The organism is Neorhizobium alkalisoli, from assembly GCF_002968635.1.
Taxonomy (GTDB): domain Bacteria; phylum Pseudomonadota; class Alphaproteobacteria; order Rhizobiales; family Rhizobiaceae; genus Neorhizobium; species Neorhizobium alkalisoli.
This window is the reverse complement of sequence record NZ_PVBN01000022.1, coordinates 1-24,107: the sequence shown is the minus strand read 5'-3', so window position 1 is coordinate 24,107 and position 24,107 is coordinate 1. Positions and strand designations below refer to the sequence as shown.

21 protein-coding genes and 5 pseudogenes are annotated in these 24,107 nt (G+C 57.0%); 12 read left to right on the top strand and 14 right to left on the bottom strand.

Going from position 1 to position 24,107, the window contains the following annotated elements:
- The coding region (locus tag C5L13_RS29180) for a hypothetical protein (RefSeq protein ID WP_205836898.1) at positions 1-238 on the top strand (238 nt) is incomplete at its 5' end.
- An 845-nt stretch (positions 239-1,083) separates the two neighbouring features.
- Here the strand turns inward: C5L13_RS29180 and C5L13_RS27955 are convergent.
- The 3 genes from C5L13_RS27955 to C5L13_RS27945 all read right to left on the bottom strand — a co-directional run bounded on the left by C5L13_RS27955 (position 1,084) and on the right by C5L13_RS27945 (position 2,671).
- On the bottom strand, positions 1,084-1,401 hold the full coding sequence (locus C5L13_RS27955) for a type II toxin-antitoxin system RelE/ParE family toxin (protein WP_105386541.1): 318 nt from the start codon (positions 1,399-1,401) through the stop codon (positions 1,084-1,086).
- Positions 1,391-1,672: a ribbon-helix-helix domain-containing protein gene (locus C5L13_RS27950; RefSeq protein ID WP_105386540.1), complete on the bottom strand. Its 282-nt coding sequence runs from the start codon at positions 1,670-1,672 to the stop codon at positions 1,391-1,393. Before C5L13_RS27950 ends, C5L13_RS27955 begins: the two co-directional genes overlap by 11 nt.
- A gap of 279 nt (positions 1,673-1,951) precedes the next feature.
- Positions 1,952-2,671 (bottom strand): helix-turn-helix transcriptional regulator, encoded by a 720-nt coding sequence (locus C5L13_RS27945; RefSeq protein WP_105386539.1) that lies wholly within the window; start codon positions 2,669-2,671, stop codon positions 1,952-1,954.
- An 84-nt stretch (positions 2,672-2,755) separates the two neighbouring features.
- On the opposite strand from C5L13_RS27945, the gene C5L13_RS27940 reads away from it, so the two are divergent.
- On the top strand, positions 2,756-3,187 hold the full coding sequence (locus C5L13_RS27940) for a RidA family protein (RefSeq protein ID WP_105386538.1): 432 nt from the start codon (positions 2,756-2,758) through the stop codon (positions 3,185-3,187).
- A gap of 20 nt (positions 3,188-3,207) precedes the next feature.
- Here the strand turns inward: C5L13_RS27940 and C5L13_RS28880 are convergent.
- Together C5L13_RS28880 and C5L13_RS27935 are read right to left on the bottom strand one after the other, a co-directional pair.
- Positions 3,208-3,399: pseudogene (locus C5L13_RS28880) on the bottom strand (hypothetical protein); the annotation flags it as partial.
- A gap of 134 nt (positions 3,400-3,533) precedes the next feature.
- Positions 3,534-3,830, bottom strand: a complete 297-nt coding sequence (locus tag C5L13_RS27935; protein WP_105386537.1) for a hypothetical protein — start codon at positions 3,828-3,830, stop codon at positions 3,534-3,536.
- A 401-nt stretch (positions 3,831-4,231) separates the two neighbouring features.
- On the opposite strand from C5L13_RS27935, the gene C5L13_RS27930 reads away from it, so the two are divergent.
- The 3 genes from C5L13_RS27930 to C5L13_RS27920 all read left to right on the top strand — a co-directional run bounded on the left by C5L13_RS27930 (position 4,232) and on the right by C5L13_RS27920 (position 6,952).
- Positions 4,232-5,401 (top strand): zinc-dependent alcohol dehydrogenase, encoded by a 1,170-nt coding sequence (locus C5L13_RS27930; RefSeq protein WP_105386536.1) that lies wholly within the window; start codon positions 4,232-4,234, stop codon positions 5,399-5,401.
- Positions 5,402-5,415: 14 nt separating this feature from the next.
- Positions 5,416-6,219: an SDR family NAD(P)-dependent oxidoreductase gene (locus C5L13_RS27925; protein ID WP_105386535.1), complete on the top strand. Its 804-nt coding sequence runs from the start codon at positions 5,416-5,418 to the stop codon at positions 6,217-6,219.
- A gap of 202 nt (positions 6,220-6,421) precedes the next feature.
- Positions 6,422-6,952 carry a DUF4142 domain-containing protein gene (locus tag C5L13_RS27920; protein ID WP_105386534.1) on the top strand — a complete coding sequence of 177 codons (531 nt, stop codon included), beginning with the start codon at positions 6,422-6,424 and terminating at the stop codon, positions 6,950-6,952.
- Between the two features lie 184 nt (positions 6,953-7,136).
- Here C5L13_RS27920 and C5L13_RS27915 read toward each other — a convergent pair.
- Positions 7,137-7,361 (bottom strand): annotated as a pseudogene (locus C5L13_RS27915) (transposase); the annotation flags it as partial.
- Positions 7,362-7,363: 2 nt separating this feature from the next.
- On the opposite strand from C5L13_RS27915, the gene C5L13_RS27910 reads away from it, so the two are divergent.
- Positions 7,364-7,591 carry an SEL1-like repeat protein gene (locus C5L13_RS27910; protein WP_105386533.1) on the top strand — a complete coding sequence of 76 codons (228 nt, stop codon included), beginning with the start codon at positions 7,364-7,366 and terminating at the stop codon, positions 7,589-7,591.
- 24 nt (positions 7,592-7,615) lie between these two features.
- Here the strand turns inward: C5L13_RS27910 and C5L13_RS27905 are convergent, their stop codons facing one another.
- The 3 genes and pseudogenes from C5L13_RS27905 to C5L13_RS29585 all read right to left on the bottom strand — a co-directional run.
- Positions 7,616-8,530: an NAD(P)-dependent oxidoreductase gene (locus C5L13_RS27905; RefSeq protein ID WP_455363821.1), complete on the bottom strand. Its 915-nt coding sequence runs from the start codon at positions 8,528-8,530 to the stop codon at positions 7,616-7,618.
- An 88-nt stretch (positions 8,531-8,618) separates the two neighbouring features.
- A pseudogene (locus C5L13_RS29670) lies at positions 8,619-9,430 on the bottom strand (IS5 family transposase).
- Positions 9,431-9,711: 281 nt separating this feature from the next.
- Positions 9,712-9,780: pseudogene (locus C5L13_RS29585) on the bottom strand (DUF2934 domain-containing protein); the annotation flags it as partial.
- 386 nt (positions 9,781-10,166) lie between these two features.
- Between C5L13_RS29585 and C5L13_RS27890 the strand changes: the two are divergent.
- Together C5L13_RS27890 and C5L13_RS27885 are read left to right on the top strand one after the other, a co-directional pair.
- Positions 10,167-10,643 (top strand): Hsp20 family protein, encoded by a 477-nt coding sequence (locus C5L13_RS27890; RefSeq protein ID WP_105386531.1) that lies wholly within the window; start codon positions 10,167-10,169, stop codon positions 10,641-10,643.
- A 72-nt stretch (positions 10,644-10,715) separates the two neighbouring features.
- Positions 10,716-11,015 (top strand): DUF982 domain-containing protein, encoded by a 300-nt coding sequence (locus C5L13_RS27885; protein ID WP_105386530.1) that lies wholly within the window; start codon positions 10,716-10,718, stop codon positions 11,013-11,015.
- 1,043 nt (positions 11,016-12,058) lie between these two features.
- On the opposite strand, the gene C5L13_RS27875 is transcribed toward C5L13_RS27885, so the two are convergent.
- Positions 12,059-12,718, bottom strand: a complete 660-nt coding sequence (locus C5L13_RS27875; protein ID WP_105386529.1) for a metal-binding protein ZinT — start codon at positions 12,716-12,718, stop codon at positions 12,059-12,061.
- Between the two features lie 402 nt (positions 12,719-13,120).
- Between C5L13_RS27875 and C5L13_RS29515 the strand changes: the two genes are divergently transcribed.
- Complete coding sequence (locus C5L13_RS29515; RefSeq protein WP_280952662.1) at positions 13,121-13,249, top strand: DUF6074 family protein; 129 nt, start codon at positions 13,121-13,123, stop codon at positions 13,247-13,249.
- A gap of 598 nt (positions 13,250-13,847) precedes the next feature.
- Here C5L13_RS29515 and C5L13_RS27870 read toward each other — a convergent pair.
- The 4 genes and pseudogenes from C5L13_RS27870 to C5L13_RS27860 form a co-directional block, all read right to left on the bottom strand.
- Positions 13,848-15,902, bottom strand: coding sequence for a TRAP transporter permease (locus tag C5L13_RS27870; protein WP_105386528.1), 2,055 nt, complete (start codon positions 15,900-15,902; stop codon positions 13,848-13,850).
- 85 nt (positions 15,903-15,987) lie between these two features.
- Complete coding sequence (locus C5L13_RS27865) at positions 15,988-16,971, bottom strand: TAXI family TRAP transporter solute-binding subunit (RefSeq protein ID WP_105386527.1); 984 nt, start codon at positions 16,969-16,971, stop codon at positions 15,988-15,990.
- A gap of 343 nt (positions 16,972-17,314) precedes the next feature.
- Complete coding sequence (locus C5L13_RS28875; protein WP_158693553.1) at positions 17,315-17,527, bottom strand: hypothetical protein; 213 nt, start codon at positions 17,525-17,527, stop codon at positions 17,315-17,317.
- A 186-nt stretch (positions 17,528-17,713) separates the two neighbouring features.
- Positions 17,714-18,445: pseudogene (locus C5L13_RS27860) on the bottom strand (Na+/H+ antiporter NhaA); the annotation flags it as partial.
- A 112-nt stretch (positions 18,446-18,557) separates the two neighbouring features.
- Here C5L13_RS27860 and C5L13_RS27855 point away from each other — a divergent pair.
- From C5L13_RS27855 to C5L13_RS27845, 3 genes are all read left to right on the top strand, one after another.
- Entirely contained in the window at positions 18,558-20,183 is a 1,626-nt protein-coding gene (locus C5L13_RS27855) for a sensor histidine kinase (RefSeq protein ID WP_105386525.1), read from the top strand.
- Between the two features lie 14 nt (positions 20,184-20,197).
- Positions 20,198-20,599 carry a response regulator gene (locus C5L13_RS27850; protein ID WP_105386524.1) on the top strand — a complete coding sequence of 134 codons (402 nt, stop codon included), beginning with the start codon at positions 20,198-20,200 and terminating at the stop codon, positions 20,597-20,599.
- A 63-nt stretch (positions 20,600-20,662) separates the two neighbouring features.
- Positions 20,663-23,890 carry a PAS domain S-box protein gene (locus C5L13_RS27845; RefSeq protein ID WP_158693552.1) on the top strand — a complete coding sequence of 1,076 codons (3,228 nt, stop codon included), beginning with the start codon at positions 20,663-20,665 and terminating at the stop codon, positions 23,888-23,890.
- Positions 23,891-24,107 lie beyond the last annotated feature (217 nt).

The window sequence follows — 24,107 nt, the reverse complement described above, 5'->3', positions numbered from 1 at the left end:
TTCAGCGGGCATGATTGCCGAGCAATCGCCCGAGACGAAGGATTTCGTCTGCGCACTTCATCAATGTTGCGGCAACAAGCTGGGGTGGCGCCTCGTCGAAATGTCTCAGAAATTTCGGCAAATCCGCAGTGATATCCTGTGTCAATGGAAGGACGTTGCCGACGGCTGCTATCTGTTCCCGTTGATCCTTGATCGTCGATGCGGCTCTTTCGATAAGTCTTCTGCTCTCGGATGTTGACACCACCTCGATCTGATTGGCAGCAGCGAACAATTCGCGGACAAAGTCTGACGTGATGGGCATGGACTCCCTACCTCCTTGCCCCAAGAGCATCACAACCGGTGGAGCCAAGCTGTCAACTATATTTATGACAACCGCGTTGAGATCAGCTGGTAATTAAATTTGGGACCAATAGCTCGCGATGCCGGTGATTTAAGTCTCAGCGGCAGAATGACCGGAGCGCTCAAGCGACAAATTACCCGAGCACCACGTCAGTTGGGTTGTTTTTCTATACCAAGGGCGTGGCCCTGAGGCGGTGATTGGCTCAAAGCGGTTACAAATGAGGCCCCCGCGACCAAAAGTGAGAATGCGAGAGAAATGTACAACTTGATCATTTAAAGAGAACACCGAGAATGCGTCGATTTGATTGCTCCGTTCAGTCTTACTGCATTCGTTCGCCAAAGCCGCGTGACATCGACGTGACAGTGGTTTCGGGAGTACCCGGCGGTCCCGAACCCGGCTTTTGCCAAGGGAGCCAGCGCTTTTGATTTCGCTGCATTTCATCTGCATGTTGTTGATGTCGCCCAGATGCCCCCATGCCCCACGCGAATATCCCTATCGCAGTTCATGCAGGTATTTTCGCTATTGAAGTGCCTGCGATGCTTAATGCCACGATGGCCGAATTGAAGATCCTGATGCTGGCACTCAATTCTCTAGCAGGGCCAACCGTTTTGTTAAAACCGCAGGCGCTAGTACTCACAGGATAACCTCTCGTGGCTGAGAGAAAGACCCAGAGTTTTCTGGTGGAACGCTAGGTCGTCGATTCAGAACCTTTCAAGGCGTGCGATAGTTTATTTCCAGGTTCATTAGCTCTTAAACAAGGCGGAAAGGTCGCGCCGTCCGTCCACGACTCGAACGATCTCGATGGCATCAATAGGTTCGTCATCGGCGTCGGGTCTTGTCTCATAGAGGATGACATAGGGCGCTTCGACCAACATCCGGGCGGTTCGGAATATTTCCGGGTGACGCTCACCAAGGCGCGGGTGCTCGATTAGCAATTCCGCCTTGCGGCGAAAATTGGCGAAGTACCGCTCCGCGCTACGTGGCTGTTCTTTAACCATATGAATGTAGATGTTCTTAACGTCAGCGCGCGCCTTTGGTGTCCAGAGAAGCTTAGCGGGCATGAGGAGCGGCAGACGCCATTTCCTGGCGTGCTTCATCCAGCACTGCATCAAAATCCACTTCGACAGCAGGACCACTACCTCTGCCTTCTTCCCACATCGCACGCAACTTCGCGATGTCCTCGCGCTTCTGCATCCATTTGGCCGACCAGTCACGCATGGCTTCGCGAACAACTTCGCTTCCGCTAGCATAAGCACCACTGTTCACTGCATCGCGCAACAGTTCGGCATGCTGTGGCGTCATCGAAACGCTTACCTTTTCGACATTTGGCATAGGTGACCTCCATCGACATTTGGTGGCAATTATTACCACCGTATGCCTAGCGTGGCAACATCGCTGTTTATCTCTGCCCGGCATAGTGGTCCAACTGCAAGCTTCGCTGCGGAAAGGGTTGGGCGGGTCGGAACGACGGGCGGCAGGTTCGTGTCCTTTCGAGAGCAAAAAGGGATCGGTGTCATATTTACTAGTAGCCGTGGGACTGTTGCTTTGATCACGTAGTGGAAGGCGCGTAGCTAAACTCGAGACGCCCCGGCCTTCGTTCATCTCTGGTGCTCAGCGTGGCATCTCGTTGAATGGGCAAACGTCGTCTTCGAAGGGTACGTGTCTTCGACGAAACTGTGTGCCCTCCACAATCTCCGGCTTGCTGATCCTGTCCATGCGGAAGTGGCGGAAACCCTCGCGGGCGGCATCCCAGGCCACCAGGTACCAAAGTGGCGGCAGGATCAGCATGGCCTGTGGTTCGATTTTGCGGATGGTTTCTACTCCTTTAGCGTCACGGTAGCGGAACCGCAAATGTAGCCGCTGGAGAAAACTCGTCTCGAAGGCAGGCAGCAGCCCGGAATCGATCGAACCTATGTTCGAAATATCCTGCTTGGGCGACACCTGTCCGACATACAGGCAGTCGAGAAGTCGGCGCAGGTCTCGCACCTTGTCTGCCGCCAGTGTCCTCTCGATCTTGGCAAGCCCCGCATCGGCCAGATCGGAGAAGGGAAGGGACCGGGCCGCGCGGACTGCCGCAACGCTGATCAGGAGCGCAAACACCTCGGTCACGGAAAGCCGAGCGGTGGTTTGCACGGATTCCGGTTCAAGCTGCAGCCCGCCGCCCCGGCCGGATTCTGAATGGATGACAAAGCCTTGGTCCCGCAGGGCGCCGATGTCTCGCAGGACCGTCCTCCTGGAGGCACCAACTTCCTCCGCCAAATCGTTGACCGTCGAGGTTCCGTTGCGCCGGAGGATGCGCACGATGGCGTCGTGTCGGGAACGGATGTTCATTTGCGGACCCCAGCACAATCGGTGCCAAATTATGGCACCGATTTACTCTAGGTGGGTCATGACAACACAGCAAGGGGACTGAACATGACATCACAAAACCAAGTAGCCGCCACCAGTGCAACGCCGATCATCGTCAACCCTTCCCAACTGCATGACCCGACGCCGAATGGCTACAGTACAGCGGTCATTACCCCCGCTCCGGGGCGGCTGGCTTTTATCTCCGGGCAAGGCGGACAGGACCAGACCGGCGCTCTCTCGCCACATTTCGCAACACAGGTGGAACAGGCATACGCAAATCTTGCCGCCGTGATCAAGGCACTTGGCGCACGCCTGGACCAGGTCGTGAAACTGACAGTTTTCGTGGTCGATCACGATATGTCGAAGCTGGGCGTGCTGACCGAAAACGTGAAGAGGATGTTCGGTGCCAAGCTGCCTGCGCAGACGCTGGTTCCGGTCCCAAAGCTCGCCATCGACCCCATGCTTGTCGAGGTTGAGGCTGTGGTTTTCGTGGATTGAGCGCCCGACCTTCACTACGTCGCCCCGAACATCAAGCCGAGGTGTTCGATCTTGTGGGAAGCGGTCTCTTCGCCCCAGACTCCGTTGCGTTGCAAGCCGATCGCCGTCAGCGTCGAGCTTTTGAAGCGAACGAGGTCGGCCATTTCCATGGCGAGCCGCGGCGGGGCATCGACCACACCCGAGAGCAGGTCCGGATCATCGCGTTCCTCTGCTATTCAGATGGCCACCGGCCGCCGGGAGCATGCTTGGGCATCGTGGCGATCCAAGCGGCACGTGACGCGCACGTTCTGCCATGGCACGGTGCGAAACAATATCCGACCATCATCTCTGAACTCCCGAGCTCGAACTATAGCCTCTGCATCGTCATGGCTCGCACGACTATCTCGTTCTGGGCGAACTTTGCCTCAAGCAGTCGGCGATATTTCGCCCACCATGGCCGGTCGAGCTCATCAGTCATCACTTCGACAACGACGATGCGGTCACGCTCGACAGTGTCGCCATCATCCCACAATCCCTCGGCCGGTGGATTGACGCGAAGGGTCACGCCGCCGAAGTGGTCGGTCAGCTGCAACCTCAGATCCTCGAGATCCTGCGATTTGATGAGCTTCGTGATCGGCAGCAAAATTTCGACGAGGTAGGGCATATCGATCACTCCGTTGACATGACCGAAACAACTGCGTGGGCTCGGCACTGTTCCAGACGGGACGGGCCCACCAGGTGTTTTGCCGATCAAGTGGTTACCCCACTGTCTGGGCTTCGTTCGCTCCGGCCGCCAGCAAACGGAATGTGAAATCGTCGATCCAGAATTAAAGCGAACGCTTTGTTGATCTCACCCATCGCTCGTCACGCTGCTCATGGCCGGGCGCGAATTGTCTGGCGCCCATTCCCGCAAACCTTCAGCAAGCAAAACCCATCGTTGACTGGCGGATTTTCGCCTCCCCGTTGTTGGGCACACTCGGCCCGAACGAGATGAGGGAACATCTCATTGGCGAGGAGGTTAGCAAACACGGCCAGTCGTACTGGTCCTTGCAATCGGAGGATCTGATGAAAGCACTCACCTGGCATGGCAAGCACGATATTCGATGTGAGAGTGTCCCAGATCCTCAGATCGAAGACGACCGCGACGCAATCATCAAGGTAACAGCTTGTGCAATATGCGGGTCCGACCTCCACCTGTTCAACGGCGTCATGCCCGACATGCACAGCGGCGACGTCATGGGCCATGAGACAATGGGCGAGGTCATCGAGGTGGGCAAGGAAAACAAGAAGCTGAAGGTCGGCGATCGCGTCGTGGTGCCTTTCACAATCGCCTGCGGCGAATGTTTCTTTTGCAAGCGCGGCTTTTATTCCGGCTGCGAGCGGTCGAATCCGGATTCCTCCAAGGTTAGGAAGCTGTGGGGCAATTCGCCCGCCGGCCTGTTCGGCTACACCCATCTTCTTGGCGGGTATAGTGGTGGTCAGGCAGAGTATTTGAGGGTGCCCTACGCGGACGTCGGACCAATCAAGGTGCCTGACGGATTGACTGACGAGCAAGTGCTCTTCCTCTCCGACATCTTTCCGACCGGCTACATGGCGGCGGATTTTTGCAATATCCAGCCTGGGGACACCATCGCCATCTGGGGCTGCGGACCGGTCGGCCAGATGGCGATCAAGTCGGCTTTCATCCTGGGTGCCGAACGAGTCATTGCAGTCGATACCGTGCCGGAGCGGTTAACGCTCGCCGAAAAGTCGGGGGCGATAACCCTCGATTTCATGGACGAGGATATCTACGACAAGATCATGGAACTGACAGACGGACGCGGTGCGGATGCTTGCATCGACGCGGTCGGAACCGAAGCTGACGCTTCGGCGAGCTGGGATTCGCGAATCGACCGTATCAAGGTCGCAACTTTCATGGGAACGGACCGCCCGCATGTTTTGCGACAGGCGATCCACTGCTGCCGCAACTTCGGGACTGTATCCATCGTTGGAGTTTACGGCGGTTTCCTCGACAAGATCCCGATGGGATCGGCGATTAATCGGGGCCTGACCTTCAAGATGGCTCAGACACCTGTCCAGCGCTATTTGCCCCTCTTGATGGAGCGCATCGAGAAGGGCGAAATCGATCCCTCTTTCATCATCACCCACCGGGCGACGCTCGATGAGGGGCCAGATCTCTACAAGACATTTCGCGACAAGCAGGACGGCTGCATCAAGGTCGTGCTCAAACCATAGAGGGAGAAATAATCATGGGTAGCGCAGAAAAAACGGCCGGGCTCGCCATTGTCACAGGTGCATCGAGTGGGATCGGACGGGAATTGGCGAAGATCGCCGCGTTCGAAGGCTATGATCTTATCATCGCAGCCGACGAAGCAGCGATCAACGACGTCGCCGCCGAGCTACGTCGTAACGGTGCCAATGTCGATGCGATCGAAGCGGACCTTTCGACCGAGGACGGCGTAGACCGCCTTCTGGAGGCTGTAGAGGCGTCCGCGCGCTCCGTCGATCTCCTCATGGCGAACGCCGGTCGCGGCGTTGGCAAAGGTTTCCTGGATCAGGATTTTGCCGAGGCGCGCAAGGTCGTCGATACCAACATTGTCGGCACCATCTATCTGGTACAAAAGGTCGGCAATCTCATGCGCAGCCGCGGGGAGGGCCGCATTTTGTTGACCGGCTCGATAGCAGGCTTCATGCCCGGCTCCTATCAGGCCGTCTACAACGGGACCAAGGCATTCATCAACAGTTTCTCCTTCGCCTTGCGCGAGGAATTGAAGGATACCGGTATCACTGTGAGCTGCCTCATGCCCGGTGCGACAGAGACAGAGTTTTTCCGGCGCGCCGATTTAATGGACACGTCGGTCGGCCAGGCGAAAAAGGACGATCCGGCAGAGGTCGCGCGGATCGGCTTCGATGCAATGATGGATGGTCAAGGTGACGTCGTCAGCGGCTGGAAGAATAAGCTGCAGTCGGCTGTCGCCAACGTGACGCCGGCCAGCGTTCTTGCCCACCAACACGCAAAAATGATGGAGCCCGGGTCCGGCGATAAACGGTAGGCGGACACCCAAGGGCAATAAGAGGTTCGTCTTCGAGGAAGAGGATCACGTCGGCGTCGCAACGCTTCGGGATCGTTCGGAAGCTCTCAAGGCGCAGCCAGGAAACATCTCCGTAAGCAATCTCGATTAATGGCACCGCAACCGTTGAGTGGGAACCCGTCGGTCCGTCAGTTGTTTGCAACAGGCAAAGGAGGCTTATAAAATGAAAAAGATCTCAATCGCTGCCGCATTCGTGATGGTTTCGAGTGCCGCGCTCGCCCAGTCCGCGCCGGAAAAAACAGGCGTGAACTCGGTTTTGGGCGTTGCTCCCAAAACGGAGGACTTCGTCGCAAAGGCATCCGCGAGCGACATATTCGAAATCGAAACCAGCAAGCTCGCACTTCAGAAGGGTGATGACGCAGCAAAGAAATTTGCCCAGCAGATGATCACAGATCATGAAAAGGCAAGCGCGGAACTGAAGGAGCTGATTTCAAGTGGCAAGGTGCAGGGAACCCCCGCAGCCGGGCTCACTGGCGATCACAAGGAAGGCTTCGATGAGTTGGCAAAACTCGCAGGTGCCGAGTTCACCGAAGAATACTTCGATGACCAGGTCGACGCTCACGAGGATGCGGTGGACCTGTTCAAGCGCTATGCCGAGGAAGGCGACAACGCCGACCTGAAAGCATGGGCAGGCAAGTTGCTCCCCGCACTCGAGCACCATTACACGATGGCGAAGGATCTCGATAAGGACTGATGCCTCCTGCGGCCGGCGGGTCACCACTCCGGTCGATCGTAGCTTAAATTGTTGAGCAGCGATCACGCCCGAGCACGACAGCGCGCGGAAAGGTCATTCTGCGCGCTGTATCCAGTTGCACTCTCTCCAATGCGGTTTCTCTCGAGGCGGTCAAATCCGTACACAAACCCTCTCATAGAGCATACTAGGTCCTGTTGACAAAGTATGGCAACCATATTTTTGCGGCGACCAGGGCGAGGAAGCCATCGAAAGATTTTCGGGTCTTGTCGCATCGGGTAGCAACACGACGGAACTGCTTGATCCGATTGAACATCCGCTCGATGCGGTTTCGATCCTTGTAGGTTCTGAAGTCGCAGACGGGCGGGGCTTTCCGGTTTGTCTTCGGCGGGATGACCGGCCTGATCCCTTGGAATGGGCGGCGACAATCACGCCGACGTCTTCTTCGAAATGGGGCTCATGTATGCGACCGGTCGCGGCTGCGCCGTTGATTTCATCGCCGCCCACAAGTGGCTGAACATCGCCGCCATCAAGGGCTCCGACCGGGCTGCAGCACTGCGCGGTGACCTTGCCCAGACGATAAGCAAGGCCGAACTCGCCGCTGCACTACGCGCCGCCCGCGAATGGATGACGATGCACTGATGAGTGATACAAGCTCGGACGCAATTAGAGCTGTGGGCTGTCCTGTTTTCCCAGCCACGTTTCGATCACAGACGGATTGACGACGTATTCAGGCACCCGCCACTCTGCCACCGCGAGAAGGTTCTCGCAAAATGCCTCCCGCAGGCGCATCTGCGACTCGACCGTATGTCCCACCATGTGTGGGGTGAGGATGGCGTTCGGAAGGTTGCGCAGCGGACTATCCTCTTTCAACGGCTCCGGGTCGAACACATCGAGGGCAAGGCGCATAGCCGGTCGCTCTGCGGCGAGCGTGGCGAGTGTATCGTCGGGGATGATGCCGCCCCGCGTGATGTTGACAAACACCACGTCCGGTTTCATTCGGCGCAACGCGTCAAGATCCAGCATTCCCCGTGATTCAGGAGTGAGTGCAGCCGCCATGATAACGACATCGCTTGTCGCGAGCACTTCATCGAGGCTCTGGGAGGTGACGTAGGCGGGCATCGATCGCGTCGTGCGCACCGAAGCGACGAGCCTCACGCCCCATACAGACAGCCGTTCCGCGATAGCCTGTCCAATTTTGCCAAAGCCTATCAGGCCAACTGTCTTTCCCATGAGCATGCGCGCACGGACCTGCGAGGGACGCGGCAGGTTTTCGCGAAGGTAGCGCTCCGTGCCATGAAGGTCATAGAGCGAAGCCAGGGTGAAGAGAACTGCGGCCTCGGCCATGCTGACGGTGTTTTCCGCAATCTGGCCATTCGCCACGAGGATGCCGTTTTCCGTCGCGGCCGAAACATCGAACCCTTCGACCCCTGTGAACGGAGAAACCAGTGCGCGCAGACGCGGCATCCTGGCAAACAGCTCCCGGTCGGCTGCAAAGCTTGAGGTCGCGCCAAGGATTTCCAAAGACTGCAGTGCATCAACGGCGGCAAGCAGTTCCTCGCGCGTGACGAACCGTGCCACACCATGGCCACGCCGTTGCAACGCGTCATGGGCTGGATTGAAGAACCGATCAAAGGACGACGTTCCCACCAAAGCAACAGTCAAGATTTTAGCCTCCAAATGAGTTACCCGGACAAACCTGGGTCTTGTTGACAACAGTATGGCAACCATATTTTTGCGGCGGCCAGGGCGAGGAAGCCCTCGAAAGATTTCGGGTCTTGTCGTATCGGGTAGCAACACGACGGAACTGCTTGATCCGATTGAACATCCGCTCGATGCGGTTTCGATCCTTGTAGGCTCTAAAGTCGCAGGCGGGCGGGGCTTTCCGGTTGGCCTTCGGCGGGATGACCGGCCTGGTCCCTTGGAGCAGCAACTCCTCGCCTAGAAAGTCAGCGTCATATCCTTTGTCGGCAAGAAACCGCCTCGGCTTGCCAACCGGCATCGCCAGCAGGTCAGAAACAGCATTGTAGTCGGAAGCCTCTCCGCCTGTCAGGATGAAGCCGAGAGGGCGTCCCTGACCGTCTGCGCGGGCGTGGATTTTCGTCGAAAAGCCGCCACGTGATCGACCAAAAGCCTCCTTATAAGTCCCCCTTTAGCGCCCGCAGCCTGAGAGTGGCCGCGAACTGTGGTGCTGTCGATCATGTGCTGCCGGTCATCGGCCAGCCCCAACTCGACCAGCGTTCCAAGCAGTGCATCCCACACCCCTTGTTCCGCCCAGCGGCCGAAGCGCACATAGACGGAATTCCACTTTCCGTAGCGCTCATGCATGTCGCGCCAGGGGCAGCCGACCCGCAGAACATGTTGCATGCCGTTCAGATACCGTCGATTGTCATGCGCGGGCCGGGACTTTCTACCGCGCTCCGACGGCAAAAGCCCTTCGATGATCCGCCATTCCATATCCGAGAGGTCGCCGCGTGCCAAAACCGCCTCCTAAAAAGCAGTCTTGAATCATGCTTCCACAGGTTTGGGAATCCACTTTGTCAACAGGACCTAGCATCGACGTAGGCGGATATCCTTCCATGTTACAGGAAGGGATGGATGTCGTATCGAGATCGTCGACAAATGGGTACAATTAGGTGGTCGAAAGGTTGGGCATCGCCTCCAACCGAAAGGAATGCTCATGTTTATGCGAGTAGACCAGCTTCAGGCCGAGCTCCCAAGGGTCTGCTGGCTTCGACTGCAATGCCTTGACCACGTCCCATTCAGCATTTGCATTGGCTCCAATGCTCGCGATCCTGCCCCTCTGGAAGACCAGCCTGCTCCCAAAGCTCCTAGGCGTGACGCGTAAACCATTCCTCACGTTCGTTTTCCATCAAGAACTCCTTCACTGACCGATGCGGACAAAGAACATCAATGCTGGGCAATAACGGACACTCGCTGATCGAGTTTCTCGCACTTCGTTCGCAAGGCATGCATCCGATCTCGTACGAAGACTGCGGGAGACCTGCACGCAGTCAGTGATGATGCTGTGCAAGAGCCTAGATTGAGACGGTAAGCGGAAATTGAAAACGAAACAAATTTTTCCGCGGCTGCTCTTGAATCCGAAAATCTAAAAAACCAAATCGAATGCCGCCAGCCGCTGATGAAGGGCTGGTCTTGCTGGAAGCACCGTCTTTCGGCGCTTCCGTACCCATGTTGCTTCAAGGAGGATATGGCTATGGCAACATCTTACGACTACGCACCACTTTATCGCTCGAGCGTCGGCTTCGACAGGATCTTCAATCTTCTCGAGAATGCCCAGCGCGCCCGCTCGATCAGCGACTGGCCTCCCTATGACATCGTTAAAACCGGTGAGGACAGCTATCGGATTTCGGTCGCCGTCGCGGGTTTTGCGCAAGACGATCTCGATATCACCTTCCAGTCAAATCTCCTGATCGTGACTGGTAAAAGGCAGGAGGCTCCTCAAGAGGGCTACCTGCATCGCGGCATTGCCGGCCGGCCATTCGAACACCGTTTCGAGCTTGCCGATCATGTCAGAGTGACCGCCGCTGACCTGAATAATGGTCTTCTGTCGATCGATCTGGTTCGCGAAATTCCGGAAGCGCTGAAGCCGCGGAAAATCTCCATCCAAGCCGAACCCGCTCTACAAACTTCGGCCGCGCCCGCGCAGATTGAAGCGCAAAAGGCGGCATAGGCAATTGCCATTGAGGCAGAGGGCGCCGTCGTAACGGCGCCCATCACTATCGTGTTTGGGAAGGAGGGAACCATGAAATCCGATATGTTCAAAAAGCCTGTTTCCATTCTTGTCGGTCTGGGCTTTCCGGCTGAGATCTCCGGCGTAATGGACGCCTATCGGCATCTATCCGAGTGGCCGGCGTCGCTGAGGGACACGGCCCATTCGGTCGCGCTCAAGGCCTGTCGTGCAGCCCTTCGCGGGGAAATCGAAGCCGAGACCGCGCGAGGTCTATTTTCCGCCTTCGCCGAGAAACACGATCTTCTAGCGCCGGATACGGACGTCATTGTCACCTCTCGCCTGCGACGCGACAAAGATCCACATGTGCGGTGAATTGGTCCGATGATGCACGATATCTTGCAGCAGATTGCGGACGAAGCAATGACGATGGACCAGCAGTTCTTGCACCACGCCTGCGATTTCGGCGGCCGTTCAATGTGGTGATAGCACCCGCGCTATCCCTCGACGACAAGAGGACGATCCTCGCGGCCTGGGCATCGGACTTTCATGCCGTTGATTCGACTCCAGCGCTCCGATTTCTCCAGGGAACACCTGAGCCGGTTTCGAACGATGAGATTCATGCTGCTCGCAGAGAACTCGAAAGACGCTATAATCTCTGACGTCCAGGCGCGGCCCTCCAGAATGACGATCCGTCGCTCATGATAGGGTGCGCTGTCCCAGCCCGGCTCCGTGGCACAGATCGTCCTTGCCTCAGCTCTGTCCAGCGACCGGTGCCACTGAACGTACCGCTCAACGGATCGTTCATTTGCTGTACAGGTCTGTTGGCGACAATGGCATCCCTCAACCGCATAACCTCTCTGACGTTTGACTGGTGGGTGGAAAGTGCTGGATGTTCGTTGCAAAGAGGCTTTCATCGAATATATCTCAAGGGAATATGGTGGCTCCCCACTGGATCTTGAGGAGGCGCTGTTGCTGGCGTTCGCGCAAGGCACCGAAACCGCCAGGCACCGAGGAGATGCTACCTCCTGTCCCTACAGTGCAGTTTCTGACCCAGAGCGATTTCTAGCCTGGGTGGAAGGTTTCGAGTGCTGCTCTGTTATCCCTTTGGTAAACAGGACACCGGCCCAATAGACGGGGCAGGGTGGGGGGAAACGTCAGTGCTGCGTTTCGTCTCAGCCTTGCATTCGGTGCAGAGGTCGTGATCCCGGCCGCTCGAAGTCTATGGCCTTATCCCTAACCGCACCGCGCGCGCCGGTGAAAATGCGTAGTTCTCGCCGCTTCAGCTGTTCCATCACCGGATGAAGTACCTGCAACTTCGCGTTCTGACATTAGCTTTTTGAACTCTGAACGGAACGACTGCGCCGACCTCGCGATTGATACGGCCGGCGCACTTGTCTCAGGTAACGTTGGTTCGATCAGTGAGCCAGCATCTGTTCCACGATCTGCTCTCCCGTGAAGCTTGCGGGATAATAGGTCGGCCAATTGGTGACCTCCCTCAGCAGCGCGGCGCGGTCATTTCCCCAGTAAAGGTGATAGTGATCAGCCTTCTGGGGGGCGATAATGTGATCGCTGAACTGGATGAACTGCGGCGCTGCGTCATCGCCGGCGACTTTCCTGAAGATGAAGCGGACGCCGCGATTGCCCTTTTTGTAGGTGAGGAATTCGTGGCCATCCGTTTCGTAATCTCCGCTCACCGGTTTTTCGCCTTGTAAAAAGGTGACCGTCTTTCCCTTGATTACGATCCGGCCGACATTGGTCTTGTATCCAATGTCATAGTAGGCCCTATAATCTTCGGCGCTCTTGTCGCCATGCTTTGCCTTTTCGGCCATCACCGGATCCAGCGTTCCATCGACAAGATAGGGATAGACGGACTGCCAGTCGCCTTCCCAGTCGGACAGAAGGCGCGCCTTTACCTGATCGTCTTCGAAATATCCATCGTGGACCGATCCTTTTTCATCCCGGGAATGGCTATGGGCGTGATTATTCTCCGATGATGCCCGGGCGGTCGCTGCCCCTGCAACGACTAACGCGGATAAAGCGAGTGCAAATACTGATGTTCTGATCATCTTGTTCATTCCGTAATACGCTTTCCTCTGTCAGCACAACGACGTCGTGCCTTGCTGAGTAATGTAATAACATTACAAGAGTGACTTAACTCGGTTTTACTGTGGACGCAAGAGCTGACCTGACTACATGGCGCTGGGCTTTGTCAGCGCGATCGCCACAGAAGCTTCAGCGTCTGGCGCGCGCAAGGCTTAAGGAGATAGTCCGTCCGCTCACTCAACCCACCCGTCGACAAAGCCTCAGACCATGCGCGGCTTCCTTTTCAGTGACGCGAAAAGGCCAGCAATTCTCGCGGATCCTGTGAACGTAAATGTTTTTTGCCGGATTCAGGAGCGGGACCTCGGCGGACATTCAACATTTGTGAATATCTCCAGGCGACGGTGAGGGCCTACGAATCGCCCAACGGAGATTTCATGACCCTCGCGCATTTTCCCGCCGATAAGCGACTTATCGAGGTGAGGCGGTGCGCCGCGCAGTTATTGATCCTGCACGGCGAAGATGCGAACGCTTTCTGGCGAAGTGAAATACGCAGGGTCGTTTGAGGAAAGGGGATGCGGACGAAAACTTGGACCACCAGGAGGTAGTTCATGTATTCCCATGCAGACAGAATTCGCGCGGTGGAGCTGTATATCAAGCTCGGCAAGCGAGTTAAGGCGACGATCCGCCAATTGGGTTATGCTTGCTAATGAACCCTTGTTGGCGGACTCCTTAGCGCGGCTCCGGAATCTTGCGGTACTGGCGTAACCAATCGTCGGATTCAGACGACTTGCAACCGTCATCGCGGTGTGGCGGAAGCCTCTCCTTGTATCTGGTAGTCCGAACCAGACTTGTCCCGTCCAATTGGTCTAAACAAATCCATCCAATAGATCGCCGCCGCCGAGCGGGAGACGATCAGCGATAATGGCGGCTCTGTGTCTGTGACATCCAATCTGGGCGCTGCCATCAAGGCGCTGCAACACGGCCGAATTGCCCGGATTTCCACACTTTCCAACCGGGACGTAGCCCTTCATCCGTTTCTTTCGGTCTAGTTCAAAATGCGCAGCGACTTTGGCCTCTGTGTCGGACACGTCGCACGTCCCTCCGCCGCGCGTTCTTACCCTCCCCCAAGCGCACTACCGCCGCCCCGGAAAAGAACCTTCATCAGGCAGTCGAATATTCTCTCCGAAAGCATGCGAATTGACGGCCAATCACTGGCAACATCAAGGCCACTCCGACGAGGGAGGAAATCAATTCCGGTACAACCAGCAGGATCGCAGCCAAAATCAAAAGCGCTCGCTCCCAAGGCGCGGTCCTGACCAGAAGAAAGCCAGAAAGTGCCGCCCCCAAGCAGGTTATTCCCAGAACACATCCGATAAAAGCGATCAGAAAATTGCTCCAGGTAAAGTCGGCGGTAACCAGGAGCAAGGACGGAGAGAACACGAAGACAAACGGCACGAGAATTTTGCCGAGTCCTAGTCGGAAGGCGGTGTTGCCGGTCTTGAATGGATCTGCCCCCGCCATGCCCGCAGCCGCGTAGGCAGCAAGCGCCACCGGCGGGGTAATGTCGGCTAGGACGCCGTAATAGAAGACGAAAAAATGTGCCACGATCGGCTCGACGCCAAGCATGCCAAGTGCCGGCGCGGCGATGGTTGCCATGATGATGTAATTCGCCGTGGTCGGGATACCGCACCCCATCAGGATGCAGACGACGCCGGTCATGATTAGCGTGAAGAGAAGGGTGAGCGTCTGCGGCCCGAACCAGTCGATGGGCAGGATGCTTCCTGCGAATGTCGCCATCTGCGCTGCCGTTGATGTGACGATGTAGGAGATCTTGAAACCCACGCCGGTCAGCGTTACGACGCCGACGATGATGCCGACCGTCGCCGCCGCCGCGCCGACCGCCAGGGCATACTTTGCGCCATCGCGCAGGCTTTCGAAGACTTCGATGAAGGACATACGCCGCCGCGGATTGAGAAGGCCGACGGCGATACAGAGCGTTATCCCCCAAAAGGCCGCCAGGTACGGCGTATAGCCGGACAGGAGGATGCCGATCAGCACGAAGAGCGGAATGACTGTTGGCCAATCGCGTTTGAACGCCTCCTTCAGATCGGGCAGCTCGTCCTTCCTCATGCCGCGCAGCCCGTTGCGCTTAGCTTCGAAATGCACCTGCACCAGTACTCCGAAGAAGTGCATGAAGGCTGGCACGATGGCTGCCAGGATAATCGTCGTATAGGGCAGGTTGAGGAACTCGATCATCAGGAAGGCCGCAGCCCCCATGATTGGCGGGGTGATCTGACCGCCCGTCGAGGAAGCTGCCTCGACCGCGGCGGCAAATGGCCGTTTGTAGCCCATCCGGATCATTGCGGGGATCGTTAACGAACCGACCGTCACGGTATTGGCGACGGAAGAACCGGAGATCATGCCGAATAGGGCCGAGCCGAAGATCGATATTTTGGCCGGTCCACCAGCGTAACGTCCAGCAATCCACGCGGCGCAATCGAGGAACAGCTGGCCGAGGCCAATCCGCGTTGCAAATACACCGAATAGGACGAAATGGAAGACGTAGGTCGCGACGACGCCGAGGGCGATGCCGTAGATGCCCTGGCTCGTGAGATAGAGATGATTGATGAGCTGCGAGAAGGTCGCGCCGGGATGCACCAGAATGCCCGGCATCACCGGCCCCCAAATCGAATAGGCCATGAAGAGGATCGCGATGATCGGCAGCGGCCAGCCGACAGAGCGTCGGGTCGCTTCAAGCAGGACTAGCACCAGCAGGCCACCGAGGACGACGTCGGTCGTTGTAGGGTTGCCGACCCGGAAAGCCAGATCATCCAGTGGAATGAAAGGGACATGCAGAACCGCGACGACAGCGCCGATCGCCAGTGCCCAGTCGAACAGCGATATCCCGAGCGGCCGGGTAAGACTCGACTGCGTCGGTACGTTGTAGCCGTTTCGCGAAAACGGGAAGACCAGGAAGATCAGTCCGAGGACAAAGGAGAGGTGAATACCGCGGTGGACGACTTCGGACAGCAATCCGAAACCCGCGGTGTAATAGTGGAATATTGACAGTGTCACGAGCAGGAGGCCGACGACTCGCGCGGCAAGAGGCACAAGCGGACGAAATCGGATTTCTGAGTCGAACTTTTCTTCCAGTTCCCGTGCTTTGGCCTCGTCCAGTTCCATGGGGGTGAGCTTGGGTTCTATATCTGTCGCCATGTTTGTTCCCTTGCTTTGTCCCGGACGGAAAGCGGCGGCCTGCCTCGTTGCGGGCCGCCGCTCCATAAACTCTTTAATCTCCGTCCTACTTCAGGACGCCTGCTTCCTTGTAGAAGCGTTCGGCACCTGGATGCAGCGGAATGCCAAGGCCCGTGACGGCATTTTGCAATGTGATCATCTTGCCCTTCGCGTGGCCTGCATCAAGCGCCTTCCGCGTCGCTTCATTCCACATCACCTTCGTGATGTTGTAGACGAGATCATCTGGTTGCTTGGCGCTGGTGACCCACTGGGCCGCGACAGAGATGGTCGGCGTTTCGGCCACGCCCTGATAGGCATTGGCTGGCACCGTGTCCTTGGAGAAGAACGTGTATTCCGACAAGAGCTTCTCCGCTTCCCGCCCCGTGATCGGTACGAGTGAGATTCCGGACGAGGTGGCAAGCTCGGAGATTGCACCGGTCGGATATCCGCCAACGAAGAAATAGGCATCGAGGCCCCCGTCGCGCAGGCGTTCCCCGGCTGGGCCGGGCTTCAGGTGCTCCGCCTTAATGTCTTTTTCGGTGAGCCCGAAGGCTGCGAGCACGATGCGTGCGTCAACGATGGTGCCTGATCCCGGCTCGTCAATTGAGACGCGTTTGCCTTTCAGGTCGGCAACCGATTTGATCCCGGAATTCTTGGAGGCGACGAGGTGGATCGTCTCGGGATAGAGTGTGGCGATCAGGCGGAGATCGTCCACCTTGCCCTTGCCTTCGTAAAGGCCGGTGCCGCTGTGCGCCCAATAGGCTACATCTGACTGGGTGAAGCCCGATTCCATCGAGCCGCCCTGGATGGCATTAATGTTGGCGACGGAACCGTTGGAGGCGACTGCGGTTGAAACGAGGCCCTGTACGCCCTTGTCTCCCGCTCCGGAGATGGCATTGGCGATGAGTCCGCCGATTGGATAATAAGTACCAGCCGTGCCCCCAGTGCCGATACGGAAAAAGGCCGGCGATTGGGCGACCGCGAAACCAACGCTAGAGACCGCAAGGCCGACGACGGCCGCCACTGCAAGAAATTTTCTTATGATTGTCATTGGTGCTCCCTTTCTCCTGTTTTGCTCAACATGAAGAACCAGGAGCACGGTTGTCAACCAGCGGTGCCAACAGGAAGACTTGGGCCCTTCGTCCGATATCGCCTTCTGCCAAGGAAAGTCCTAAGGCAGTGGACTGCTATACCACCAACCCAAATGTTCCCGAAAAACCGATCTTTAGTGCGTTCTGCAAAGCGGGCGCCGAGGATTGTCGTGTCGTTCAGGAGCACTGGGGTTCTAGTTGCTCACGTCTGGTAGGCGCTGCTGACGGACAGAGATGACACGGCAGAGGCATCCGTCGCAGTGGGACCTGCGTGGCTCTGGCATATGCTGCTCCTGAAAAACATTAGCCGAAGGTTACGTCGCGCGAAGTCCGGTCAATCTCGCTTGCGCGATGGACTGGAGTTCGCTCTGCAGCGGAAAGCAATCTGTCGAGCTCCTTTTTCCTTGAGCCGAAACGGCGGATATAACGGTTGGCTTGCTGAATACTGATACAGTATTTTTCGGCCAACTCGTGGGGGGAATATTTGGCATAAGCGGTACTCGCATCGTCAGGCATCTGCAAACTCCTTGGTCGGTTAACCCTGCAGGTGCGGACATGTTCCCACTTGGATTCTGTCAAACGGCTTCCACGACGACTGGACGCGACACCGGTGTTCGGGCGTAGCCTGTTGGCCTTGCCTCTTTCAGAGGCGTAGTGCTCCAGTCTCGCAATCGGGATCCCAGCTCACGGGCAAAAGCGTCGTCAGGTGGCCTTCCTTCTGCCAAACAGCGCAAGGAGGCAGGAGCCCGCCGAGCCCGCCAATACCGATCCTGCAAGAATGCCGATCTTGACCCTGTCCTGGAAGGCCGGGTCGTCGAAAGCCAAGAGTCCGATAAAGAGGCTCATGGTGAAACCGATTCCGCAGAGCAGAGCGGTGCCTGCCATCTGCCCCCAGCTTGCTTGCGCTGGAAGATCCGCTAGGTCCAGTTTGACAAGAATTGCTACCGTTCCCAACACGCCCAAGAGCTTGCCAAGGACAAGGCCCAGTGCGACCCCGAGCGTAAGGGGATCTACAACAACCGACATTGAGGTTCCTGCGAAAGAAACGCCGGCATTCGCGAAGCCGAAGGTTGGCACGATAACGAACGCCACGGGCTTGTGCAGATGGAGTTCAAGCTTATGAAGTGGTGACTCTGCATGGCCTGCCTCGGGGGTGCCGGGGGTCAATTTGAGCGGGATGGTCAGCGCGAGCATCACACCTGCCAGCGTCGCATGGACGCCGGATATGAAGACCGAGGTCCAGAGCGCCACTCCAAGTGCAAGATATGGCAAAAGGCTTTTCACGCCCATCCTGTTGAAGATCATCAAATTGCACATGACGGCTGCGGCTCCCAGCAGGGCCACGAACTTCAGATCCGCAGTGTAGAAGAGTGCGATGACTATGACCGCACCGAGATCATCGATGATGGCCAGCGCAGCCAAGAATAGCCGAACCTAAAGTTTTAGCGGCTTAGTTGAGTGGAACATAATATTCCTTTGGTAGTCAGGAACAGGCGACCACAAGCATCTTTGATGTCCAACACACGGCGAGCGCAAGGAAATAGTCATGATTGCAGGACGTACTGAACTGTCGAACGTTTTGGCCAGACAGGACGTGTTGACGGCAATATTTAAGACGGCGCCGCATCCGATCATCGTGAAGAACAGCGCATCTCAGTTCCTCTTCCTCAACGACGCAGCCTGCGATTTGATAGGCGCGAGATCGGAAGACGTTGTCGGGAGAACAGATTATGATTTTCTGCCCAGGGCTGAGGCCGATGCGATCCGAGCCATGGACATCCAGATCTTCGATACCGGAGAGGAAAAGCTTTTCGAAGAGGTGATTACCGGGCGGGACGGTTCACCCCGCACCCTCAAGACCCACAAACGGCGCGTTGGTCTGGCTTTTGAGGACACAGTACAGGAATTCCTGATCGTGGAATTTCAGGACGTCACCGAGTTGCGCAAGGCAGAGCGCGTTCTTCGGGCAAGCGAGGAGCATCACAGATCGCTGATCGAACTCCATCCTCAAACACCCTGGTTAGCCAATGCCGCCGGGGAAATCATCGAAGTTGGGGCCGAATGGGAGCATCTTTCAGGCAGGTCCCGTGACGAAGCCGCCGGCTCGGGGTGGGAAAGCTCCGTTCATCAAGAAGACCTTCTCTCAGTGAAAGAAAATTGGGCACGCTCGGTGGAGACAGGCGCTCCGCTCGACATCGAGTTCCGCGTCGCTAATGTAGATGGGGAGGTTCGTTGGTTTCGCAGTCGGGCGGCGCCGAAAAGATCACCAACCGGCAAGATCACCAGATGGTACGGCTTGCTGGAGGACGTCCACGAGCGGCGGCTCGCGTTGGACGCGCTAAGGAAAAGCGAACAGAGTCTGATTGAACATCGGGACGAACTAGAGAAGCTGGTTAAGGCAAGGACTGCAGAAGTCAGCAGGAAAAATGCCGAACTCGACCGATTGCTCCAGCAGGAACGCGAGGTCAACGCGTTGCAGCGCCGCTTCGTGGCGATGATTTCCCACGAATTCCGCACTCCGCTTGCAATCATCGACAGCGCGGCCCAGCGATTGACGCGGACGAAGACAGCGGTCACCAGCGACTATCTCTCCGAGAAATCCGCGCAGATCAAAGGGGCTGTCGCTCGGATGGTCGAGCTGATGGAAAGCATCTTGGCTGCCGGACGGTTGCGAACAGGCACGATTGCGATTGACAGGCAACCGTGTTCATTGGCCGCTGTAATAGACGAAGCAGTCAAGCGCAGACGGGACATCAGCGCCACCCACGACATCCATTTTGACGTCACGTCCCTTCCTCAATCGATGCCTTTTGATCGAGACGCCGTCGATCGCGTCATATCGAACCTCCTTTCGAATGCCGTCAAGTACTCTCCTCACTCGTCGGATATCTACATCCGCGGCTGGCAGGAGGAAGGCTGGGCGAAAGTGAGCGTTCGTGACACGGGCATCGGCATGGATGTTGACGATCTTCCTCGTCTTTTTGAGCCATATTTCAGAGCCCGTAGTGCAACGGGAATCGCAGGCACGGGTATTGGACTGAATATCGTGCGCGAAATCATCGAGCTGCACGGTGGAACAATCTCGGTCACCAGTGAGATTGGCAAAGGGACGACCTTTACGATCTCGCTTCCAGTGGATCACCATCCGAGATTGGAACAGGACGCAGCCTAAGAGGTGGAGGCAAGATGACGACTATTCTTTGCATCGATGATGAGACCGAAATTCGAAAACTCCTGATCGAGGAGTTTCAGGATGCTGGGCTAAAGACCCTGGAGGCCGCGAACGGACGGGAGGGATTGGAGAAGATATTGACCGCGTGGCCAGACATCGTCGTTTGCGACGTCTCCATGCCAGTGATGACTGGGCACGAGCTTTTGGCTGAGATCCAAGTCAATCATCCGGAATTCTCCAATACCCCGTTCATCATGTTGACGGCCATGACGGATAAGGAAAACACGCTGAATGGCTTGAAAGCTGGCGCCGACGACTATCTAACGAAGCCCGTGGATCTTGATCTTTTGATGGCGAAAATCAGCGGCTGCATTGCGCGGCTCGAAAGCAACCGCAAGGCGGGTCGGGGTCTGTAATTGAACCCAAACGCGAGCTACCGCGTTGGGCGTAATACTGAGCTTCGCGACTGCAGGTGTATGATGCCTTTTTTATCCTCGTCCACACATCATACGGGAAGCGGGCAAACGCTCGATATTGTCTCAGCGATCTTTGCCGGCTTTCGCAACCCGGTCATCGTCAAAGATGAGCATTCCCGTTTTGTATATCTCAATACAGCCGCCTGCGCCCTCCTGGGCTGTAAGCCAGATGACATCGCCGGACGATCAGACCATGATTTTTTGCCCAAAGAGGAGGCTGACGAAATCATCGCCGTCGACCGCGAGATTTTGAGGACTGGACGAGAGCGGATATTCGAGGAAACAATCACGACGCCTCGGGGAGAACGGAGGGCACTTGTTACCCATAAACACTGCGTAACACTGCCGGCTTCGGCTGCTCCGTTGAGGCTGGTGGTTGCCGTCATTAACGACGTGACCGAATTGCGTAATGTCGAGCGAGCCCTTCGCGCTCGCGAGGAACATTATCGCTCGCTGATCGAACTTCATCCTCAGGTGCCGTGGGTTGCCACTCCAGACGGGGAGGTCGAAGAGGTAGGCCCCACTTGGCGCGAGATATCTGGCCACGCACCGGAGGACGCGTTCGGCTCGGGATGGGCAACAAGCATCCACCCAGAGGATTTACCCGAAGTGCAACGGAGATGGCTAGCGTCAATCCGAAACGGCACCCGTTTTGACGTGGAGTGTCGTATACGCAGCGCTACCGGGGCTTATAGGTGGGTCCGCAATCGTGCAGCGCCGCGCCGAGATGAGGACGGGGCAATTAGCCGATGGTACGGCCTGCTTGAAGACATTGATGAGCGTAAGAACGCCGAGGAAGCGGTTCGTGAAAGCGAAGCTCGTTTTCGCCTCATTGCGGACAGCACGCCGGTGATGATCTGGATGACCGACGCCAAGGGCGAGACGACATATCTGAACCGCCGTTGGTCCGAAACTACAGGGCAGTCGAGCGACGAGGCGCTTGGGTCAGGATGGTTGGATGCGATTCATCCCGAGGATCGTGACAGCGTGAGGGCTGCGTTTGTCGAAGCGGTACAAAACCGGGCACCTACACGTGTGGAATACCGCCTGCGCCGTAGGGATGGAACCTGGGCGTGGGTAATCGATCTTGGCGAGCCACGACTGACGCCCAATGGTGACCTCATTGGCTTCGCCGGCTCGGTGTTCGACATCTCAGAACGCCATGCTGCCGAGTTGGCACTGGAGGAAAGCGAAACCTTCATTCGTAGCATATTCGACAGCAGCCCGGATTGCATCCGGTTGATGGATCTCGAGGGCAATCTGGTTCTCATGAACCGGGCAGGACGCCAGCTTTTCGGCCTGGCTCCCGACGCTCCCCTGGACGAGATGCGCTGGGACAAAATCGTTGCCGCCTCCGACATATCGAAGGTTGTTTCCGCCTTTGACCGGGTCAGAGCGGCAGAGACGGCGCGCTTTGAAACTGTAATTGCCGCTCACGACGGTAAAAAGCATTGCATGGACGTTATAGTCGCGCCAGTGTTTGGCTCGGAGGGCAAGCCGGTTCGTATCTTGACGATCTGGCGTGACGTGACGGAGGCAAAGACCGCACGCAATGAAGCTGAGGACGCCCGGCATGCGGCCGAGACGGCAGCTCGGCGGCTATCGTCAGTGCTTGAAAGTACCATGGACTGCGTGATCGTTCTCGATCGTGAATGGCGTCTGACATACATGAATTCAAGGGCAATGCGCCTGCTTGATCTCGGTGAAGAGGTCATCGGCAAGGATATCTGGACTCTCTATCCAGCGGAAGCAGACAGCATGTTCGCCTTCCACTATCGGCGAGCGCTAGCAGAAAACGAAGCGGTCACTTTTGAGGAGTATTCTCCCTCGCTCAACCTTTGGCTTGAAGTACATGCCTCGCCCTCGGCCGATGGGCTCTCAGTTTTCTTTCGTGACATCTCCGATCGGCGCAAGGCCGAGCAGGAACGGGTTCAGGCGCAGAGCCAGATCCTGCACATGTCGAGGCACGATGCGCTTACGGGCCTGCCGAACCGGCTGTGTTTCCGCGAGCGGCTCAACCGGGAACTGGAAAGTTTGCAGGAGGGAAAAGGTGTAGCTCTTCTGGCGCTTGATCTAGACGGGTTCAAGACGGTGAACGATGCCTATGGCCACCCAGTGGGAGATGCTCTGCTGCGTCAAGTTTCCGAACGTCTAAGATCGTGTGCTGAAGACACTGCCGAAGTGGCACGCGTCGGTGGGGATGAGTTTGTGGTTGTACAGCCATCTCTTCCTAGTCGAGACGATCTGAGGATCCTCGCCGAGCGCATCATCGGTACGCTAGAGAAACCCTTTGACCTCGACGGTGTCTCGGCGACCATAGGCGCCAGCGTCGGTATCGCGCTAGGACCAGAACACGCGAGCACGGTGGATGAGCTGGTAAGGGCATCAGACGTCGCGCTTTATCGTGCAAAGGCCGACGGCCGAGGAAAATACAGGTTCTTCGAACCCGGAATGGACAAACACCTTCAGGCGCGACAGCAACTGAAATTGCAGCTCAGGAATGCGCTCATCCGTGGAGAACTCGAGGTTCACTATCAGCCACTCGTAGAGCTTGCCTCGAAAAAAATTACCTCATGTGAAGCACTTGTCAGGTGGCGGCATCCCGAGAAAGGCATGATTTCGCCGGCTGACTTTATTCCGGTCGCTGAGGAAAGCGGTCTCATCGTGCAGCTTGGAGCATGGGTTCTCAATGAAGCCTGCCGGCAGGCCACCGCCTGGCCCACGGACGTAGGCGTATCTGTCAATCTATCGCCGCTCCAGTTCAAGAGCGGCGACCTTCCCGCAACAGTTTCGCGATCTTTAGAGGCGTCCGGCCTCGCCCCCACCCGCCTTCAGCTCGAGATTACCGAATCGGTGATGCTCGATGACGAGGAAAACAACTTGCGGACCCTGCAGCAGATCAGGCGGCTCGGCGTCACAATTGCGATGGATGACTTTGGGACCGGTTATTCATCACTCGGCTACCTTCGCAGCTTTCCCTTCGACAAAATCAAGGTCGACCGAGGGTTCATCAATGATCTTCCTGAAGGGCGGGAATCTCTAGCAATCATCCGGGCTGTCGCGGGCATCGGCCGCAGCTTAGGGATAACAACGACCGTGGAGGGCGTCGAAACCAAAGCGCAGCTCGATGCGGTCAGTGCGGAGGGTTTTGACGAAGCGCAGGGATATCTGTTCTCACGCCCAGTGCCTGCATCTGAGGTGTCTAAGTTACTTAAACGCCGCGAACTATGAGCGCATCGCGAAATCGCGTTCGACGAGATGCAAGCGTCTCCGTCCCAGCTAGAGCGTTTCATCGCTTGACTGAATCTGATGGGATTCCCTGTGGGCCGGTTTTGTGATTCAAGGTGCTGGCTGGGCGGAGGCCAGCATCTGATGACACGAGCTCTTTCGAATGATCTTCGCGAGCGTGTTGTGGCGGCGGTTGTGGCCGGTGAGAACTGCCGTTCGG